This is a genomic window from Paenibacillus sp. PK1-4R (genome assembly GCF_030369595.1).
GTDB lineage: Bacteria > Bacillota > Bacilli > Paenibacillales > Paenibacillaceae > Paenibacillus.
On sequence record NZ_CP126535.1, the window covers coordinates 6272376 to 6290583 of the forward strand.

The 18208-nt window shown below is 42.7% G+C and carries 8 protein-coding genes; all 8 read right to left on the bottom strand.

Going from position 1 to position 18208, the window contains the following annotated elements:
- Positions 1–72: 72 nt before the first annotated feature.
- Positions 73–3897 carry an S-layer homology domain-containing protein gene (locus QNO02_RS27340; RefSeq protein WP_289390502.1) on the bottom strand — a complete coding sequence of 1275 codons (3825 nt, stop codon included), beginning with the start codon at positions 3895–3897 and terminating at the stop codon, positions 73–75.
- 208 nt (positions 3898–4105) lie between these two features.
- On the bottom strand, positions 4106–5308 hold the full coding sequence (gene metK, locus QNO02_RS27345) for a methionine adenosyltransferase (RefSeq protein WP_091036339.1): 1203 nt from the start codon (positions 5306–5308) through the stop codon (positions 4106–4108).
- A 255-nt stretch (positions 5309–5563) separates the two neighbouring features.
- The gene (locus QNO02_RS27350) at positions 5564–5836 is read right to left on the bottom strand and encodes an alpha/beta-type small acid-soluble spore protein (protein WP_017691962.1); all 273 of its coding nucleotides are present in this window, start codon (positions 5834–5836) and stop codon (positions 5564–5566) included.
- Positions 5837–5984: 148 nt separating this feature from the next.
- Positions 5985–6578, bottom strand: a complete 594-nt coding sequence (locus tag QNO02_RS27355; protein WP_289390503.1) for a hypothetical protein — start codon at positions 6576–6578, stop codon at positions 5985–5987.
- Positions 6579–6713: 135 nt separating this feature from the next.
- Positions 6714–9362 (bottom strand): hypothetical protein, encoded by a 2649-nt coding sequence (locus QNO02_RS27360; RefSeq protein WP_289390504.1) that lies wholly within the window; start codon positions 9360–9362, stop codon positions 6714–6716.
- A gap of 138 nt (positions 9363–9500) precedes the next feature.
- The gene (locus tag QNO02_RS27365; protein WP_289390505.1) at positions 9501–13061 is read right to left on the bottom strand and encodes an S-layer homology domain-containing protein; all 3561 of its coding nucleotides are present in this window, start codon (positions 13059–13061) and stop codon (positions 9501–9503) included.
- Between the two features lie 519 nt (positions 13062–13580).
- On the bottom strand, positions 13581–13922 hold the full coding sequence (locus QNO02_RS27370) for a hypothetical protein (RefSeq protein WP_036612519.1): 342 nt from the start codon (positions 13920–13922) through the stop codon (positions 13581–13583).
- Between the two features lie 207 nt (positions 13923–14129).
- Positions 14130–18101, bottom strand: a complete 3972-nt coding sequence (locus tag QNO02_RS27375; protein WP_289390506.1) for an S-layer homology domain-containing protein — start codon at positions 18099–18101, stop codon at positions 14130–14132.
- Positions 18102–18208 lie beyond the last annotated feature (107 nt).

The window sequence follows — 18208 nt, forward strand, 5'->3', positions numbered from 1 at the left end:
AAGCGAAACCAACCAGTTGAACTTATTCCCCTGATCGATTTCGCTTCACTAAGATAAAAGAGCTAATTACTATTATAGATATCCTAACTTGTCCAAAACCCGTTTCAACATCACTGCTGCCTGAGCGCGAGTCGCGTTCCCTTGGGGTTCGAATGTTCTCGCTGTCATGCCTTGAATAATTCCCTCCTGCACCGCTTTGGCAACAGAATCCTTGGACTGGATTTTGTTGCTGTCCTTGAACTTGGAAAGAGTGGTGGCAGCCGAAGATTGAAGAGAAACTGTTTTCCCACCGTAGTTCATCGCACGTACCATCATAAGTGCCATCTGCTCACGCGTAATGGGGCGATCCGGCTTAAAGGTACCATCGGTATTTCCTGTAATGATTCCCGCTTCAGCTGCAGCACCGATATAGGCACTTGTCACACTACCACTGCGAACGTCTTGGAAACGACTTGCTGCGGTAGGTTCTCCATTTAGTCCAAGACCTCTAGCAACCAATTCAGCAAATTCCGCACGTGTAATGTTCTCATTTGGTCGGTAGAAGGAACCAGCCGGTGTGCTAATAATCCATTTGGCTGAGAGTTCCTTAATGACCTCACTAGCCCAGTGTGACGCCGTATCCGGATAACTAACGATGTTGTTAACAGGGACTACCGACTGATTACCATTCAGCTGTCCTCGGACAACTACACCACCTGTCGTATTTTTAAAGGAACTAGGTACATTGGATAACCTAAACGTTACTGGATCAATATACGTAAATCCAGATGTTAAACTTGGGGTATTGGCAGCCAATTGCATGGCCAGTTGGCTTTTGACATTCTGATCTACACGTTGATCGCTTGTTCCATTACCGACATACAAATATACGTCCGTATAGTTGCCAAGCTTCTGCGCTCCTGCACCTGCAATCAAGCCTTCCATCGTCCCCGATGAAGACACAGGTACCGTCTCTAACTGAACGTATAAGGATGGAACTGCTGCTCCTGTCGTTGTACTTGTGTTTGACGTTCCTACACTCCGACTCATAGCCGCCATATCTAAATTAGACAGTGGCACCGTCCAGAGAAGATCTCCATATTTCACACCAATAGTGCCTGTACGATAACTTGCAGCAATCTGAGTCAGTGCACTTAATGGGAAGCCAACATACGCAGCCGATTCACTATCCGGTATCTCAAATACCACCGGCTGAGTCAATTTCCCGTTTGCTCCAGCGTATTCAAAGGACTGAAGCAACTTGGTTGCATCCACGTTGAATTGACGAGTCGGGCGATTATAATGGGACATCGCAGATACAGCAGAACCCGTAGTATTATTCATTACAAGTAAAGACTGACCATAGCTCGATGCATCCAATTCCGACAACCAGGAAGGACGATTTCCCGACTGATTATTGTTGTTGGAACTATTATTCGTCTGTTGTAACGTAAGTGGACCAAATGCTGTTATCGTGACATTCGACGCATCACGTAACGGCACCGCCCCAGGTACATAACTCACCGTTCCCGTCGGAGTAGCTGTCGATGCTACTGTTGAAGTATCCACTTTCAACGTCACCACAGAGCCAGAAGCTGAAGCAGACAATACGGTTGTCGTTGAATTACCAATCACTACATTGAACTGAGATGCTGTTAGTGCAGCCTGGGACTGGATTGAATCACGGAAATTAATCTGAACCGTGTCTCCTTGAAGCGTAGCCGACAGGATTTTGCCATTACCATATGTGTACGTTACTGGAGTCAGATTGAGATATCCTGCTGGGTTATTGTTGAGATCCGTTAATCGCAATGCTCCAGGTACATATGATAACGATATATTTTGCGTATCTTTCACCGTCGAAGCCAACGTTAACGTGACCAGATCATTTTCGATCTCGGAATCATTAACGAAGACTGGCTTACCATCGACCAGAACAGAATATTGGCTATTAAGCGGTTTATTTGTCGTGCTCAGTGGTTCATTGTAACGCATCCATAACTTGTTACCACTCACCTCAGCACTCTTAAACTCAGGTGGTTTAGTATCAATTGAATTGCGGACATAGAAGCCGCTGAATCCAGCAAGAGCCTGTCCACGTGTATCTTTTACAGGCCATGAACCTGGCGTGTATGCAACCCGAACGACTTCACCATCCGTAATGGATCGACTGAGGTTCAACGTCACCACAGAGCTGCCATTGATCGATATGCTATTGATGCCTACAGCATACTGATCCGCCGTTACACTGAATTGTCTTGCTGCATCACTTGAAGTAATATATACCGTCTCAGGGTAGTACAACGTAATTGTACTGTAATACACGTTACCTTCCCGCGGCTTGGACATGACAGAATCTAAACCATTCTCCACATCTCTTGCGCCAAAAGCAGCCGCAGCATTGGATGACTGATCTGTAAGACGATTACCTGTAGTACCGGGTGCATATGCGATCCGCACAACCTGTCCTACCGCTACACCCGTATCCAAGACAACATATACACTGTCACCTGAAATATAAGTGGAACTAACGTTTCGCTTCTCTCCATTCACGGTAACGGTATAACTGCTGCTCAGTGGACTGATGCTGCTAAGCCACTTGTCGTACGTTAGACGAATCGTGTTGTTACTGTGCATCTTGGCACTCTTAATTACAGGTAATGTTGTATCTCTGCTTAAGGTTTTGAAAGCCCACGATGTAGACCCATTCAAACCTGCGAATGTATTACCTGCTTGATCACGAAACGTATTGGCAGGAATATCGACAACATAATTCGTATTATTCTCTAATGTGCTTGTTGGCGTAATAATCAGTTGTCTGTTGTTCGAACTAAAGGTTGTCGTCGAACCAACGGTTGCTCCATTTGCTTTCTTGAGAATGGCTTGACCTGGGAAGCTACGGTCCAGTTCCTTGTTGAACGTCACCGTTAGATTGCCCGACAAAGGCGCATTCGTGGTGCCATTGGTAGGAGACAACGTGGACACCGTCAGGGAAGTTGGGTCCGACTGCACATTGAATCCCCAATCCATGCCGCTGATTCCACGGATGTCATTTCCCTGCTGATCTCGCAAAAAACCTTCAGGTATTACAATGTAATATGTACTATTATTATTAAAATTTTTCACAGGATCAATCGTAATCGTCTGAGTTCCTAATCCTGAAATACGGGATGATCCATTAGACGTGATTGGAATTGCTTCAAATGCAGTTCCTGTTACGCTCCCTTGATAAATCTGAAGCGTGCCTGCTCCAGCAACAACCGGTAGACTAAACGACATTGTCAGATGATCCGAAGGCTTCACCTGAACTGCTGCGTTCTGGGGTCTCTTGCCTGTAACTGCCGGCAAGCCTATATTTTGAGTACTAAACGTCCACGCTTTGTTCAATAATCCTGGAAATAAAGTAAGATTCTCACCATCTGTGTAAGCAAATGCATTTGCATCAATTTGAACGTAATAGGTTCCACCTGGAATAATATTCCCTTTTGGGATTTGGATGCTTACAAATTTCCCTTCAGGTGGTGGTGAAGCTGTATCTTCTCCTGTAGACGGTTCGGTATCGTTCACAGGTACAGAAGGATTCGTGATTGGCCCTGTGCTTTCAATCGTTACCAGTTCACTGGATACGTCTACAGAAACAACCTCAGAATCATCGTTGACACGTTTAATGGATATCTTACTTTCCGGACCGATTACTTTTGAAACGGGTCTCGCAAATTCAATACGTAAAGGCGATGATCCATCGACGTTTTTGCCGTTCACCGCAGGAACTGTATTTACTATTCCGTTTGCAGTTAACTCACCTCCAGCATATGCTCTTTGATCCATTCCTCTCCAACCCGTAAGCCAACCTTGAGCTATTAGCATGACGATCAAGAGTCCAAGTATGCCTTTTCTTGCAATTCTCTTCAATTCCACTGATCTTCCCCCTTATCTGCATTTCTTCTCCTGTCTGATGTACAGACCTCATTATGTATTTCGGTTAGAGAAGGGATTTCATTTAGTTATTTGGGGAATTATTCCATAATTTTTCCTTTGTCCATGACAAGCAGTAAAATCGATGGAAGCACAAAAAAGCCCTTAATTCCTTATCGGAATCAAGGGCTCCATTACTATTGCACCTAACTTACAGACCTGCTTGAGTTTTCAAAAGATCTACTTTGTCCACTTGCTCCCAAGGTACATCCAGGTCTGTACGGCCGAAGTGACCGTAAGCAGCAGTTTGTTTGTAGATTGGGCGACGCAGATCCAGCATACGAATGATGCCAGCCGGACGAAGATCGAAGTTGTTACGCACAAGCTCAACTAATTTCTCGTCGCTGACTTTGCCAGTTCCGTATGTATCCACGTTGATCGATACCGGGTTGGCTACACCAATCGCGTAAGCGAGCTGGATTTCCACTTTATCTGCAAGTCCTGCAGCTACAAGGTTTTTCGCTACGTAACGAGCCGCATATGCTGCGGAACGGTCTACTTTTGTCGGATCTTTACCAGAGAACGCACCACCGCCGTGACGTGCATAACCGCCGTAGGTATCTACGATGATTTTACGTCCCGTAAGGCCTGCATCTCCCTGAGGTCCGCCAATAACGAAACGTCCTGTTGGGTTGATGAAATATTTAGTCTGCTCATCCAGCAATTCGGCTGGAACAACAGGCAAGATTACATGTTCTTTGATATCTTTTTGGATCTGCGCAAGTGTAGTCTCTTCAGCGTGCTGAGTAGACACAACGATTGTATCCACACGTACCGGCTTGTCACCGTCGTATTCAATCGTTACTTGCGTTTTACCATCCGGACGGAGATATTCCAATGTACCGTTCTTACGCACTTCCGCCAGACGGCGTGCGATACGGTGGGACAGAGCGATTGGCAAAGGCATAAGTTCCGGTGTTTCGTTCGTTGCAAAACCGAACATCAGACCTTGGTCACCTGCACCAATGTTTTCTGTTTCACGAGCGACTTGTTCCGGGTCACGGTTCTCAAGCGCTGCGTTAACACCTTGGGCAATATCAGCGGACTGCTCATTCAGAGAAGTCAGAACTGCACAAGTGTTATAATCAAAACCGAACTTGGCACGTGTGTAGCCAATATCCTTAATTGTATTACGAACGATGGACGGAATGTCCACGTATTCAGAAGCTGAACTGATTTCACCGATGACAAGCACTAAGCCTGTGGCTACGGAAACTTCGCAAGCTACGCGAGCATTGGGGTCGTTTGCAAGAAACGCGTCCAATACGGCGTCTGAGATCTGATCGCAGATTTTATCCGGATGCCCTTCAGTTACAGACTCCGATGTAAATAGATGCCGGCCTTTAACAGACATGAAGTTTCAACCTCCCATAACTAGTAGTATGGCGATTGCCCGAACAAAACATGACAGCGATTCGTTCACTGTACCCTCGAAGCTTTCCAAAATGGAATAAGGACGCAGGGTCCGCAGTACCGAAGATAAGGATTTTTCAGGTAATTGCCTCAAACGAAAATCAACCTTTCCCTAGTGGAAAAGGTTGCATACCTCAAATGCCATCTTAACGTATTTGTCAAGACGTGTCAAACGAAACGGGGTAAGGAAAATGCCCTATAAGTGCTGTTCTGCCTGACGAATTAGCCTTTTGGTGATCTCTCCACCAACCGATCCATTCTCGCGGGAAGTCAGGTGTCCCCACCCTTTGTATTGCCCATAAGAATGATCACTCACTTCACCCAGTTCAGATCCAAATTCTGTATCCGCACCAGCCAACCCTCTGCCACCATAGCCCACATTGAGACCAAACTCTGCAGCAATCTCATACTTCATCTGATCCAGCATTTGACGACTTTCGGGTACCACTTTGCGATTGCTTCTAGCCATGGTTCCTGCACCTCCATTAAATGATTGTCAACAGTTATAGAGTGAGCAGGAACAAGGTTGGCTAGCCGTATTAATGTTTGTTAGAACTGGGTAATCTGAGCAAATGAAATGTATGACTAATGAATAATTCCTTTAACAGCTACAAATCCTATTTCAAAGTATATCCACCACGAACCATTACAGTTAAGCTGTATTTGTTTCCTTCCAATACCGTGATCCCTCGTCCATCCCTTGGAAAAGAGAGCAGGTGATTGGTCGGCGCTGCCTGTCCATTCGTCAGGTCAATCCCGTCTGTCAGATCAGCTACACCGTTCGTACCTTCACTGACGATCACAGCTTTGCCGCTACGTACAATGAACTCCGCGCCAGACTTGCCGATCAGCTGTTGACCCGGCTTCACGGTTACGATCTCAACGGCTTCAGAAGCGCCCGAGACCAGTGGAGGAAGGGATGTGTCTCCACCTGTGCTACCGGAGTTCCCGGTTCCTGCAGAGCCGGTGTTGTTACCATTTCCTGCATTGCTGTCTGTTCCCGTATTGGTACTACCGTTTCCTGTCGGGATCTTACCGCCCAAAGCCTGTTGAATCTGCTGATCTACATAACTCTTTGTTACAACCGGATCATCTGCTGTTCCTGGTTGGCTGGTGCCTGCTCCAATGGCTGTATTGCTGTATACCGACCCAACCCAGACGCCAACACCAATGGCGAGTGCAGCAAGGGATACTTTCATATAAGGTTTCATGTGAATCATTTTCCTCCTCTGGTAATCTATTAATTTTAACTATAGAGAAAAAAGCGCCATGCGACAAGCAAAACCTCGCTTCCGTAGATGTGGAAGCGAGGTCTTAGCTTTAAAATATCTTAATTTTCGTACAAATTACCGATTATTATTGGGATTATTAGAACCCTCTTCCGGGAACTCCGGGATGATCGGTTCTTCTTTAGGCAGTTTGGATACATCGTAACTATAACCTTGTTCTGCAAGACGAATTCGTTGACCTTCAAAAACATCATACAAGGCTACGCGATATGAGCCACCACGTATTTTATCAAATACCGTATCATCAATACTCCAGTTCAGCGTCTGGTTAGTGCCTGTCTTCAGATCAGTTCCTGGTGTGATCTCTTTATCAAATACTTTACCTGACCCATCGGTTAGAGACAGAATCAGCTTGTGTCCATACTCTCCACTATCCACAGCTTCCTCCTGTGTTAAAGAGTAGATCATCTCAATCTGTACTGCCGTTCCTCCTGTAAGATAAGCTTTAATATTGCTGCCCGAGAATTTGAACGGATACAAGTCTATATCATTCAGAGAAGATAGAACAGATAATGATTTCGGCTGCACCTCGAATGACATGGCATTAACATAAGCCGTCGCCTCACCTTCACCGGTGACAAACTTGTTATCAGCAACTCCTTCACCTACAATCAAACGCATATCAGATAATGTTTTTACACTTTTCGGCACTTTAGCCCAGAACGTCACGATGCTCTTCTGACCTGGCCCTGGTACACGGTTTGCCTGCTTGGCTGTTGCTTTGTAATATTGACCATCTGCTGTTTTGTAGTATCCTACCAACTTCGCAAGGCCACTTTGACGCAGAGACTTATTCGTCATCTCGAATTCGGTATATACAATATCGGACGAAGATCCCGGATACACATAGGTTCTGCGTATGCCCAGCTCTGTTTCTTTGTCTGCAGTTCCTTGAGTATAGGTTTTCCCTTCGCCTACATAAGAGAGGGGCTGAATTAAACCGGATGTACTAAGAGTAATCCAATCATTCTTTTCTTCCTCACTTACTTTCTCCAGCAACGTCAATTCCAGGCGGCTCATGTTGAGTTCAGATGGAATCTTCGTCAGAAGATAAGCTTCCATGACCATCCCCGAACCGAGCAACTTACCGCCTTGCGCGCTAATCAGCTTCGTATCTCCATCAATTCTAGCGGAATCAATTGTGAACATCGCTTCCAGCTCAGGCAATTGGACCGTTTTGGCTGATGCATTACGAATAGTGACCTTGGCAGCAATAATATCACTGTCTGTCCAAGGAAGCCGTTGCAAGGAGCCTACAGATACACCGAATGTACCTTTACTATTTTTAATTACCGTTTCTGTCGTAAGTCCATCTCCACTTGTTACGGATTCAGGAATAGCATAGATGCCAACCGGATAGGAGAACTCAAAACCACTCGTGCCTCCACCAGACGTTTCCCCTTCTTTGCTCTCATCTTTGGTCGTCGGTGTCATCGCATATAGTTTAATCTTGCTAGTATCCCCATCTCCTTGAATCGTAGTGATCAGCTTGATCGTTTTAGTCGCACCTGGCTTCAACTTCAGATCATCTAGCGCTTTCGTCTCGATCGGATAGGAAGTACCATCTTCTGTACGGATCTCTAATGCGTATTTGGGAACCTTAACTTCTTTTTTCCCTTGGTTCTTAATGACCCACTGCATCGTTAGATCAAACTCTTCATCCTCACCACGGACACGAGCAGATTCCAATAGAGTCGATACAGGTTGTCCATCGATTGAAATGATGTTAGGTTGATTGGCTGCTACGTTTACATTGGTTTGGCTAGCTTCAGGAAGCTGTAGTGCTGCCACTGGCAGAGCAGTCTTCTCTTCACCTTGTTCTTCCACAAGAAGTAATTCAGACTTTTCCAGTTTCAATGCTGTAGGCAAAGAAGCCATTAAATTTAACGTTTTATTGGCCTGTGCCTGAATACTGACACCTGTACTATCCTTATCCGGGGTCAATGGATAATTCGTACCTCCCGGTGTACGTAGAATCCACTTGATATTTGGATTATCCAATAGCTTGTAACTGATATTATTCAAGTTCACGCCAACTTTGACGTATTGTTTCTTATTTTCACCTGGATACACTTTAATACCCGAGACTTTAACCTTGACGGCCGAATCACTCAGACGAACCGTCTTCGTTTTGCCTACAGGTGTAGTGATGCTATATGATGCGGGAACATTGAATTTCCCCAGCGTGCTTTCATAATTCGGTTTACTGAAATCCCATTTTACAATCAGGAAGTTCAGATCACTTAATTTCACTTCACGTCCAACCTTCATAACATATGTGAGATCCACCGTGGAACCTGGTGATACCGTCTTTTTCTCCTGATCCTTAGCGATCAGCTTTGGAGAGAAGCTTGTTCCGCCTTTTGTTTTCACTTTGCTCCAATAATCGAGCATCATCATAGGTGTGCTGTCATTATTTTTATACGTCAGTGTATACGTCACCGTGTTCCCGTCGTCTTGAGACAAGATATTGACGTCGGTTAACTTCACGGTACTACGTGCAGTTACTTTGACCACAGGTACCTTGGCCAGTGTATGTACTACTTTGTTCGTGGTTGTTGTCTGTTGCTTCTTTGTTGTTGCGCTGTTATTTGTAGCAGGTTTACCTGAGTTAGCTGGTGTACTTGCGGCAGCTACTAGCCCTCCACTTGAACTGATGAATAACATACTAGTTATCAAAGTCGTTATGACCTTTTTATGATCCACTTCCAAACCTCCCATAAGTTGCTTGTTGCTATATAGTATAAACGTTTAGCAGGGAGAGAAAGTTACGATGTTGTTGTATAAAAAAAGAAGCCAGAGAATTTAATCTCCGGCTTCCTTCTTGATAACTATTTTAAAAGCTTATGGTTGCAGAACACCAACTGCTTGAATGTTAAGAGTAATGGCAAATCCATTAACATCTTCAACCTTTAAGACAGCAGATTGACCAGCAATATTAGCTGCTTGTTTAGTATCAACGACAATTGTAGATTTGTCAGTTGCAGATACGAAATCAGCATCGTAAGAACCTTCACCAATTTCCACTTGACCAATAATAGCAGCTACAGCTTTGTTCAGCTTAATAGTTACTTTTCCAGCAGTAGCATCGGAACCACCATCAAAAGTGAAATTACCAGTTGGAAGAGTTGTTCCATCTACTACTTCAGCTGTAAATTTCAGGTTGTGTACTGGTTTGTTGAGCTCAGCAACGATTTCAGCAACAGTAGCATCATCTTGAGCAGTTACTCCAGTAGCATTAACCGTTACAACATGACCAGCAACACCAGTTTTCGCAAAAGTAAAGGTATCCGTGTTAACTCCACCTTCTTTAGCTACTAATTTAATACCACCGTTAGTAACTTCTGCTTTAACACTAGCAACTGGTGCAGTTGTAATGCGAGCATTGCTTACAGCGATACTGGAATCAGCTTTCTCTTGATTACCAGCTACATTGTAGACACTGGACTCACCAGCAACTTTAGTTTTGTCAGCTTGAGCACGAATGAATTGCGCTTTGTTGCTAACTTGTACAGACAATGGGTTTTCATAAACTTTTTTAAGTGTTACTTCAACAGCATTGTTTGTACCACCATCTACACTAACAATCTTAGTTGTGTAATCAGCAAGCGGAGTTAACGGCTCAGTGTTCATAACAGACAAATCTCTTACGATCAAATCGTTTGCGATTTGAGTTTCTAAAGTTACTCCTTCAAAAGTTGTTGCCAACTCTGTAGAGAAAGGAAGTACAAAAGCACGATTTGTTTGTTGCAATGCTACACTAGTGCTTCCAGTTACTTTAGGCGCAATAGCATTAGTTGTTTCTTTAACAACATCTGCAGTGTTGTTCACTTTATTGCCAGCGTAAGTTTGTACTCCGTTGTTAGTGAGCAATCTAATTACGCTATTACCAGTGTACTCATCACTTGTTTTCAATGTTACTTTGTTATCTTTTACAGTAACAGAAGAAGGATAAGTTCCGTTGATTGTGAAATCACCTACGGATGCACCAGATACAACATGAGAGAACGTCAACTCGAAAGTTTTAGCATCTTTTTGTACCACAGTATCCCAAGCAAGTCTGTTGTCTTCTACGTTAGAAAGTACTGTTGGTGTAAGAGAAACAAACTGGCCAGTTTGAGATTTAACTCCTGCTGCAGTGATAGAACGAACTGAACCCGTAGTACCAAATGTTACTGCAGTTCCATCAATGTTTTCTGGGAACGTCAGCACTACAGATCTTCCATTATTCACAGGGCTCACAGTAACTTCAACAGGCAAAGCGATAGTTTGTGCTGCCGCAGTACCTTTTTTGAACTCGATGTAGTAATTGGATTTTGTGCTCAGAGAAGCCAAATCCATTTCTCTACCAAAGTTCAATGTAACTTTGTGATTTGCATTGTTATAATCGGATTTGAACACGCTAGGTGCATTTACATCCGTAGCAACAAAAGTACCATTGTACTCTACAAGAGTATTAGAAAGTGCAGTTGTATCTTTGATATCGGCAATTTTCAAGCTGTAAGTGCCTTGCTCCAAAGGAGTGTAAAACTCAACATAGAAGATTTTGTTACTTGCATCAGCTGGAGTTACACTTTTCACTGGGAATGTATCGTTATCTTTCTTAACAGTGAATTTTTTAACATCCGCTGCTGCATATACTGCTTTATCAAAACGTACAGTCAATTGATTAGTTTTATCTACACCATAAGTAGTTTCAACCACTTGTGGGCGAACCAAGTCAACAGATGCATTGATTTTGTGTTCTTTCACAGCATTTGCGTTACCAGAGTAGTCTTTAACTTCTACGAACAAAGTGGACTCATACCCTGGCAGACGGTTAGCTTGCGAGAATTGAACTTCATATACGTTAGAAGCAACTTGAGTTACTGTACCAGTTTTTTTGCTATCGCCAGACTTCCAGTAGAAGCTGTCGTTAGTTACAGAAGCTGGATCGATTTCTTCATCAAAAGTAACGGTTACTTTTTCTAGTGTAGCAGAGATTTCAGTTACTTTAGGTCCTTCAGTATCAGCTGCTACTGTGAAATCAGTAGTTGCAGACAAAGATTTCAAACCTGCGAAGTCTTCAACCAAGGAAGTAGTCAGTTTGTGTGCTCCCACAGAGATAGAACCTGTGTAATCACGCAGAATCACTTCACGTTGGTTTGCACCTGGAGTAACGTTACCAACAAATGCTTTATCATCCAATTGGAAGTTTGTGCTTGTTGGAGCAACAACCGGCTCAGAGAAAGTTACTTTGATAACTTTAGTTCCAAGAGCTTTAACTTCAGTTACTGTAGGCAAAGTGTTGTCAGCAGATGTGAAGGAAACTTCACCTTGTGGCAATACTGTTCCAGTAGAAGATTTAACGTTTTTAACAACTACTTTGTAAGTTGTACCTTGAACAAATTTGCTGGATTCGTTCAACAACAGACGAGCTGTTTTGCCATCTTCCAACAAAGTGATGGATTTAATACCTTTAGTATTGTTATCCACATTGTAGTTGTTTTTATCAGTTGCAGTAGCTTTGTCTACTTTACCGTCAAAAGCAACGTCAACTTCTTTCAAGTTAACAGAAGAAGCGGATTGTACTTTAGTTGCAGCTTCTACAACATAAGTAACTTTTTCAGTGAAAGATTTTTCTTTGTAAGTAAATTTCACTTCAGTTTCTTTGTTAGCTTCAAGAGCTTTATCCAAAGTAACTTTTACAGTTTCGCCGTCGCTGATTTTGAATTCAACAACTTTTCCACCTTCAGTTACTGTGTAAGAAGATACTTTCAAGCTTTGTGCTTCGTCAATTGCGTAAGCAGCGCCTACAAGCAATTCACGGGAAGCGTTAGCTGTGAAGTTAGTGTTTGCATCAACCAGACCAGCGTTGATTGCTGCTTGAACATAACCTTTAGCCCAAGCTGGAGCAGTGTTGTTTGTTTCAGCTGGGATTTCAAGATCCAATGCACGAGTCAGGATTGTAGCCATCTCGGACACAGTCACTTTACCGTTGAAGTCGAAGATTTTCTTCTCAACGTTTTTACCTTCCATGATACCAGCAGCAGTTACTGCTTCGATGTAAGGTACAGCCCAGTTTTTAGCTGTGTAGTTTTTGTCAGTGTAAGAAAGAGTTCCAGTGATCTCTTTCAGACCCAGCAATTTAGTGATAACTTTTGCAAACTCAGCGCGAGTCATGTCTTTGTCAAGACCTGCTGTACCATCCGGATAACCGTTGAAGATACCTTTTGCTTTCAATGCATCAAACTGTTGTTGCGGGGAAACTGCTGTGTCACCGAATGCTACAGATGCAAACATTGAGAATGCCATTGCTGTAGACAATGCTACGGATAAAATTTTCTTCATAACCTTTTTTTCTCCTCCTTGGGCGTTCATAACATTTGAATTTTCTTTAGTAATAGGGTCGCTCGTATTCCTCATATATTGTTGCACCCCCTTTCCAGAGTTGTGAGCAAGTTAATATAAATGATGTCTGTGAGCATATCACAGAAACTTGTAAACTAGGTTTGTAAAGCAGAATCACACGTAAATAGAGTAGTTTCCTAATCCTACCTTACGTATTATACAATGGGTCTCTCGTGCCGTAAAGCAATTTTTTCTAAAAAATAGACAAGATTCTTCACGAGGTCATTCTTGGTAACAGGCCCAATGTTTTCGACTCTACACTTTAAACGCAGTAGATTTCAAAAAGTTGCGGATTGCACAAAAAAAGTTTTGATTTTTTTTATGTATAGGTACAGTGCGGGTATTGAAGCCATTCAAAACCTTTTCAAACCATTGATACAGCAGTGAATCTGGAATGGTGATCTCTGGTTTGTCTGTGCTACCAACGTTTATTTATACCCGCAACTTCAACCTATGAAGCGACAAAATTCACAAAAAATAAAATAAAAAAGCACCCCTTTTGGGATGCTTTTGGTGCAGTTCTGGAAATATAAGTTATTTAATCTTCATCGCGAGTTCAATAATCTGAGCACGCATATTTGGATCACTGTTCAATCTCAGATACATATCGTCAATTGGTTGTCTGTTCTCACGGTACGTTTTCTCATGCTTCATCGTCGTGTGAGACCATTCAATCAACTCATTCTCAGCCAGAACCAGATTGTTATACGCATCATGGAAGCCAGTGGACTGTACAAGCCCTTCCATAACTTCCTGAGAGATCTCCTGAGTCTTGCGTGTATCTTCCAACTTTTTCTCCAGAATGACTGCCTGCTTCTCAAACTGTGTCTTTGCCTTCATGTAGCCCAGCTGGGCTTTCGAATAAATCGGTTTCATTAGCTAACTTCACCCTCTAGATCATTGTGTATTTACCGTTATTGTATCTTAAACTCTAGCAAATTACAAAAATAGTTATTGGTAAAAAACAGTTTCCTTCTATTATAAAAGTATTCTATGTCCATTCATTGACGGCGATAAAAAGGACCTGATCCTTTAGAGTAAGGGACAGGTCCTTCCTAAAATCGTTCATTTGTCCGATGTAGATTAGCTCAAGTTTTTAGGGAATACTTTCGTACTCTTCTTAAGTAATTCTACTGCAATTTTACCTGCTTCTGCACGTGTCAGATTACCTTTAGGGTTAAAGGCTTTTTGCGGTTTAGTCTGGCCTGCAACGGTGACATCAGAACCTTCCATTATCTTAGCCTTAGATACAGCCTGGATTGAAGGTAACGCATATTTCTCTGCACTTCCAGAATCGACAAAGGCTTTAGCTACTGTAGCCTCAAGTTTGGCATCATTCGCCGCCAGCTTTAATTGCAGTGCACGAGCTATCATCACAGCAGCTTGCTCACGAGTCAGCGGACGATCCGCACCTACAACACCGTTCGTAAGTCCTGTCAGGATACCTGCTCTTGCCGCAGTTTCTATACTGTCGTAATCCCATGTTGTTGAGCTTGTACCTGGTCTCAGATCCGTAAACGTGTTGTTACTGTCTGAATTGATTGGCAGATTAAGCCCCTTAACCAGTAATGTGGCGAATTCTCCACGCGTAGTGCGATCATCCGTACCAAACTGTTCGAATCGAAGATTGTTCATGAATCCTTTCGAATACAAACCATTCAGCACGTTTCTTGCCCAGTTATGATTAATGATGTCGTTATAACTACGCTTCAACTTCATAACTTTGTAATAACCAAATTCATCAAATGGCACCGTAATTGTATGAGCCTTGGTATTTACCTCACCACCGATATTCTGCCACTCCCGCTTGGAGTTATATCGGAATACCGTAATGGTTGAACCTGCATCATCAACTACATTTGAGTCATACGTAAGTGTTAATGTGCCTCGTTGTGAAGGCGTAATTTTACGTTCTGACGGAATGTTAGGATCACCGAATAATGCTTCACTGCTATAAGGTGGAAGTCCGTTGGTTGGCATTCTGTAACCTTGTGTTCCTCTGTCGCCAGTCTCACCCATACCTCCATTGATCCAATAGACTTCAGAGATCGGACTGAAGTTCGTTGAAGCTGCTGTGGAACCAAAACGTGTGTAGTATTCATCCTGGATCTGCCACGTTGGAAGACCACTCTCTTCGCCCGTGTTGATGAAGCCAATCACATTACCATAGTCGTTACGACGTTCAACCACGCCCCGAACCGGGTCGGCAATACCAAATAACAGTTTGGTATCTGGATAATACTTCGCGATCCCTTTAGTATCCGTGCTTTGCATTACAGTACCTTTTGGAAAATTCAGTTGCAATTGCTTATTGAACACGGTGTACTTCGTGGCCACTTTCGGTGCCATGTACTGTGCGTCTACTCCTACAGTCCCTGTGTAGAACACGTTGATGGTATCCGTGAGATTTGATCCTGGCCGTTCTACAGTGATTTTGATTGCTGTGGACTTATCTTGTTTCAGTCCTACGTAATCGAACATAAAGCGATCTTCACCCACGTCTGTACGACGTATAGCTGGTTCTTTCCCTATAAGGACCTGAGTTGCACCTTCTGCCTCGATATCAATATGAACGAAGTTTTTATTCACTACAATCTTATCGCCGGAAGTTGGTTGTGGAGACAATAGGCGATAACCTGTTGACTCCCTTACAATCTCCAACTTTTGAGATGTTTTAGCACCTGTTTTATTGATTAACTCCAGAGTGTAGATGTATGTGCCAGGTGTCTCTAATGGAAGATCTCTAAGACGTACGACGAACTCATCTTGAGAACCAATCCGATCTACTACATATGGCGGATCCTTCTTGAATTCTGTTGAGAATTCAGGGGTTTCCCAGGTCACCGCAGTTTGATTATCCTGATTTTGTGGAATTTTCAACGTGAAAATGTTTTTGGTTCCCATATTTAAATTAATGCGTTCTGCTCCGGCTCCACGAATTGCGATATCAAAGGTCTTCTGACTTGTTGTATATACATTATCTTTGAGTGTAAATTCAGGTGCCAGATTAAACAGATTTTTGATGATTGCATCATCTGAATTATACGTTGTCGGAAGATCTTGTCTGCCTCTAACCAATGTAGGTTGGAAGTTCTTCACTGTCGATACGTTGTTATCATTAATGTAGAAACGAACTTCCTTTTTGATCTCGCTAGTCTGATTTTCTCCATCTTTTCCTGTAGCAGTTAAGACGAGTCTGTTTTCTCCGAAGAATAGCGGTCCTTTTTCTCCATCAATACTTAATTCAAAACTAAATGTACCCGTTTCTTTATTAAATGTTAAGTCTTTTGAGGCTGTTGAATCTGCATAATTATAGTACTTTGTTCCATTAGCGAATACATCAAATACAAAAAAGTCGCTTTTTAACATATCTCCAAAACCAACGAGTTGTCCTGAAACTTTAAATGGTTTTGCTTCTTTGGAGTTCACATCATAAGTCTCGCCATCATTTACATTTTCAATATAAATGTAGTTTTTCGATGCAAATGAAATGGTTGCATCCCTATAGGCTTTCGATTCATTTCCACCAATATTGTAATTAAATCTGACTGTTTGTGTACCATTCTTAAATCCTGTAATTTTATAAATATATTTAGGATTTTGAGTAGATCCCACAGGTACAGGCACGTCCATAATATATTTAATATCAATGGCACTGGTTCCTAACGGTAGATATTTGGCTATGATTTTATTTGCACCGTTTTCACCTTGGTCGGCAACTGCTGTGCTTGTCTCTACTGCAATATAAAACTCATCGTTATCAATAGTGGCGCCATTAAGTGGCTGGCCAGCTGGAATGGTTCCTCCTTCACTATAACCTTTCAGATATTGCAAGCCCGTAATAGCAACTTGGCCTGGTTGATACAGGAATCTGAATGTTTTGTTAATAGTTTGAGTACCGTACTGAATCGTGATTGTATGTTCTTGATTTTCAATAGCTTCATTTGATACCTCTGCCAGTTGCAATTTATCAATCTCAAATTCAACCAAGTAGTATGAAGGTGTGTTCGTAGCTGTACTTGGAATAAATATTTGCTTATCTGCTTGAGTAGGCATCGGAACTGTAACTGCTGGTGGAGTCGTTGTTGCTCCTTCTATAACAGGTCTGACTGTTACATTAGCGTTTTCAATGAATGATTGTCCACCTTGATCCGGAATCAGGACCTTCACTTTAACTAATGCTTGATCCTTGTCCCCTGTATAAGAAGGACGAGTTCCTAGCAAATTCTGAGTTGAATCCTGGCCAACCAAGTCTAATCCCACAACAGGATTGTCTATATCATAATACAAAAGAGAGTAGTTAAACGTCAGTGTGTCCTGCCCATTTTGGGCAATCAGTTTGATCTTATTCTCTCCCGGGTTAAGCTGCATCTGTGGTGTAAAGAATGACCCATCTTCCAAAAGTGACGTTGGGAGTGCTTCACCATTATTCATTGAAACAGTGACTTTGGATGCATTCATCGCTGTACCTTGAATCGTAACTGCCTTCGCGTTAACAACTACTTTTGAACCATCATTCAAATTCAGATTAGAAGACCCGCCCATAATTTGAACGTCCTGCAAATATGGAACTTGATCGAATAAAATGTAGAACGTCTCTGAACGTTCACTAGGTCCCTGTGAACCAGTGAATGTAACTTTGTTCATTCCCGGAAATAGGGTCAGTGTGGCATTGAAGCGATTATCCGGGCTCTCTGGATCAGCTGTGATGAAGCCAGGAGCCACACGTGTTGTGCTTTCAACCCATTTACCCCCATCTTGATTCAATTGCTGAACATTAACTGCTAGAGTTGACCCCGATACATTGACGAATGTACCAGAAACAGCCTCTTCTTTGTTAGTAACTCTGTATGCTCTCTCACGAGTCAGTTTGTTGGTATCTGTATCTTTTCCATCCAACAACAAACCCACAGTGCTTTTCAGTGTCGTATTATCAGGAGTAAAATAACTCGTCTGTCCCGCCGCCGATGCGACTGGTGCAAGGCCTGCTGGTATTAGAGATACAACCAGTGCCACCATCATCAGCCAGATTAACGGCTTCTTCGTACGTTGCATTCAATCATCTCTCCTCTTTTTAAGTCAGTTACCTTTATATATCGGCAAAAGGTTCCAATTATTTAGTAAAAATCTCAAAATAAACAAAAAACCTTATCCACAAGGGA

Bases quoted from the DNA above. Each gene is read 5' to 3' on its own strand.
- metK (WP_091036339.1), bottom strand. From the start codon at position 5,308: ATGTCTGTTAAAGGCCGGCATCTATTTACATCGGAGTCTGTAACTGAA.
- QNO02_RS27350 (WP_017691962.1), bottom strand. From the start codon at position 5,836: ATGGCTAGAAGCAATCGCAAAGTGGTACCCGAAAGTCGTCAAATGCTG.
- QNO02_RS27355 (WP_289390503.1), bottom strand. From the start codon at position 6,578: ATGAAACCTTATATGAAAGTATCCCTTGCTGCACTCGCCATTGGTGTT.
- QNO02_RS27365 (WP_289390505.1), bottom strand. From the start codon at position 13,061: ATGAGGAATACGAGCGACCCTATTACTAAAGAAAATTCAAATGTTATG.
- QNO02_RS27370 (WP_036612519.1), bottom strand. From the start codon at position 13,922: ATGAAACCGATTTATTCGAAAGCCCAGCTGGGCTACATGAAGGCAAAG.
- QNO02_RS27375 (WP_289390506.1), bottom strand. From the start codon at position 18,101: ATGCAACGTACGAAGAAGCCGTTAATCTGGCTGATGATGGTGGCACTG.